Source organism: Candidatus Syntrophosphaera thermopropionivorans (genome assembly GCF_004353895.1).
In the GTDB taxonomy this organism is placed as follows: domain Bacteria; phylum Cloacimonadota; class Cloacimonadia; order Cloacimonadales; family Cloacimonadaceae; genus Syntrophosphaera; species Syntrophosphaera thermopropionivorans.
The window spans coordinates 1-2,902 of the sequence record NZ_SMOG01000044.1; the positions used below are offsets into that span (position 1 = coordinate 1).

Annotated in this window: 3 protein-coding genes and 1 pseudogene; all 4 read right to left on the reverse strand. The window is 37.9% G+C overall.

Translation table 11 applies throughout. The features are described from left to right. Positions 1 to 1,015: glycosyltransferase family 4 protein (locus E0946_RS07055; RefSeq protein ID WP_133201761.1), on the reverse strand; the 1,015-nt coding region annotated here is incomplete at its 3' end. Next, entirely contained in the window at positions 997 to 1,743 is a 747-nt protein-coding gene (locus tag E0946_RS07060) for a glycosyltransferase family 2 protein (RefSeq protein WP_133201762.1), read from the reverse strand. The genes E0946_RS07060 and E0946_RS07055, both read right to left, overlap by 19 nt. A gap of 6 nt (positions 1,744 to 1,749) precedes the next feature. Then, the gene (locus tag E0946_RS07065) at positions 1,750 to 2,697 is read right to left on the reverse strand and encodes a glycosyltransferase family protein (protein ID WP_133201763.1); all 948 of its coding nucleotides are present in this window, start codon (positions 2,695 to 2,697) and stop codon (positions 1,750 to 1,752) included. Positions 2,698 to 2,699: 2 nt separating this feature from the next. Next, positions 2,700 to 2,902, reverse strand: a pseudogene (locus E0946_RS07300) (ABC transporter ATP-binding protein); the annotation flags it as partial.

Sequence of the window (2,902 nt, forward strand, 5' to 3'; positions counted from 1 at the left end):
CCATTCGGAACCTCAATTCTGGTGAATTGGCAAGTTTTAAGATAGCATCTTTTAACTTTTCAGGATTGGAAGGAGGAACTAAAAGTCCATTTTCTCCATCTTTAATTAACTCAGGAATGCCACCTGAAGCTGTTCCTATCACGGGAACTCCTGCTGCCATAGCTTCCAGAATAGAGGTGCCTAATCCTTCCTTTTTAGAAGCTAAGACAAAGATATCCAGGGTTTTAAGAATCTTTTCTACATCTTGCTGAAAACCAGTAAAAATCACTCTATCTGAAATATTTAGTTCTTTTGCCAGTTCCTGCATAGCGTTTTTCAGCTCTCCCTCACCAACCGCTAAAAAGAATAAATCCTTTCTTTCCCTGAGTGCTAAAGAGGCAGCTTTTAAAAAAGTGGGATAATCTTTATATTTATCAAAAGCAGCAAACATCCCGGTTAATATTGAATCTTGGGGTATATTCCATTTTGCTCTAATAGTAGGATCTCTATTTAAAGTATCAAATTTATTGCTATCTATACAGCTATATATAATATTAATTGTTTCTTTTGATACTCCGTTTTCCATTAAAACCTTTTGGACACCTTCCGATATAGCAACAATTCTATCCAGGGCTGCATTACGATATTTCCAGCGAGATAAGAGGTTTTTACCGATACTAAATTCTGTTCTTCTCACTCCTATTATTTTTAAAGGAGGATAAAAAGCCTTAGCCATTAAACCCCAGCTTAAAGAATGAGCACTATGACATATTAGTACGGAAAAGTGATGTTTCCGGGCAAACTTTGCTAGGCGGTATCCTGCTATTAAATCCAGTTCTCCCCTAAAGGGAATAGATTTATATTCTAAGTTGTGCTTCTGGAAATATTGTTCTAATTTGGAATGAGGTTGGCACACAAAACAGCCGGGAATGCCTCTTTGTTGCATACCTTCATAAAGATAAACTGCCTGTTGTTGTCCTCCTCGCCAGAGCTTTTCCGAATCAATATGTAGAACTTTTATTGACTTAGTTTCCATAAATAGTGGTATTTATACCAGATACCCCAGGCAGAACGAATGCATAATAAAAAACCTGCTTTGCCATCTAAAAACCCTAATTGCAGAATATACATTTTAAGAAACTTTAATATTCCTCTTAAAGCAGCAATAAAGGGATTGCTCTTTTTACCCTTACTCTTTAGCTCTTTGGCTCTTATTTCTCCGTAAAACCGCATTTTTTTGAAATGAGCATCTTTATCAGCATAGGGAAAGTGGTATAAAATTCCTTTACAGCATCGCTTCTCCATCTCAGTTTTGACACCTTCATGAACAGGTAAATCATTAAAATTGCCTTTTAAACGATTAAAAACTCGTAAGGGACAGTCATTTTGCCAGCCACAGAAATGAATGAGCTTTCCCTCATAAAAAGATTTCCTTTTCAAGCGCCAGGCACAATTAAGAAAATCCTGCTCTCTCAGAGCTTTCAATTCCTCTTGCAAATCTTCTGATAATAGTTCATCAGCATCAAGAGAAAGAATCCAGTCATTTTCTGCTAAGCTTACTGCTTTTTGCTTGGCTTTACCAAAACCTTCCCAGACATCCAGTTTTGCGGTTTTACAGCCAAAAGATTGAGCTAGATCAATGGTATCATCTTCAGAACCGGTGTCCAGAACCACTATTTCATCAGTCCAGGAAAGCGCAGGAAGACATCTTTTCAGATTTGCACTCTCATTCTTGACAATCATTACAGCAGAAACTTTTGCCATTTAAACTTATAAATTTCTAAGCAGCTGATAATTTCTAAAAGTGCCTATCTGCTCTCCGCCATTGAGATTATGCTCAATCCAGCTAAGCACCCTATTATCAAATCTTTCATGCTTATGTGGCTCTCGGAAAGGATTAGGTTTTCCAGAATACTGTAATTTATCCTGCCAATCCATAGCTTTAATGCGTTCTTCCATCACCTTCGGATGAGTTCCTGTAAAAACTGCAAGACGGTCCAGAGGTCCATAATCAAAATATTCAGGTGCTTGTTGATAATAGTTTTCAGCTTTAGCTCTACCCCAGTGCAAACTGTTTAAAGCCCTGCATTTATTCTGCATCAGATGTGGAGGTCGCACCCAACCATAATGATATATTTCTGCATCTACTTTTGCCACTCTGAGCTTTCTGGTCCCTTCTTCCTGTCTGGGACCATCATAATAATCAAACCAGCGGAAAGATTGAGCACTCTGATAGGAATGTATTTGCGGAAGATTACGAATTATTCTAATCTCATAAGGATACCAACCATGAGCTTTATGATAATGCTGATAATCACCCCAAAAATGTTTATAGCGAAAAAGTAGCCCTTCCACTTCTTCCCGGTCTAAAAGCTCTTCGCATCGTTTCTGAATTATAGGTAAATATTTTTCGTGCACTACTTCATCTGCCTGAAGATAAAAAAGCCAATCTCCATTGCAAGCTTGCTTTGCAATGTCCGTCTGCAAGGCATTGATAATCCCTTTTTTGAAGTATTTCTCTTCCCAGATAGTATCAATAATCTTTATTTTCGGGTCATTCAGGGCAATAATACTTTCACGGGTGGTGTCATCCTCATCTCCTTTTCCTACCGCTATCACAAACTCATCACAGATTGGTAGTATTGATTTGATGGATTCTACCACTGGATAATAGAGCTTTATCCCATTTCTAACAAAGGAAAATCCGCTAATTTTCATAGTTAAAAGTTATGACCATACTGGAGATTGTAAAGTTTCTGATAGCGAGGGCAAGATTCCATCAATTCCTGATGAGTGCCAATTCCTACAATTCTACCATGTTCCAGAACTACGATTCTATCCGCTTTCTGAATGGTAGAAAGACGATGAGCTATCATAATCACGGTTCTATTCTGCGTTGCATCATCAATAGCTTCTTGCACCA

What these genes read in the sequence shown, in the direction of transcription:
- E0946_RS07060 (WP_133201762.1), bottom strand. Translation starts at nt 1,743, where the DNA reads ATGGCAAAAGTTTCTGCTGTAATGATTGTCAAGAATGAGAGTGCAAAT.
- E0946_RS07065 (WP_133201763.1), bottom strand. Translation starts at nt 2,697, where the DNA reads ATGAAAATTAGCGGATTTTCCTTTGTTAGAAATGGGATAAAGCTCTAT.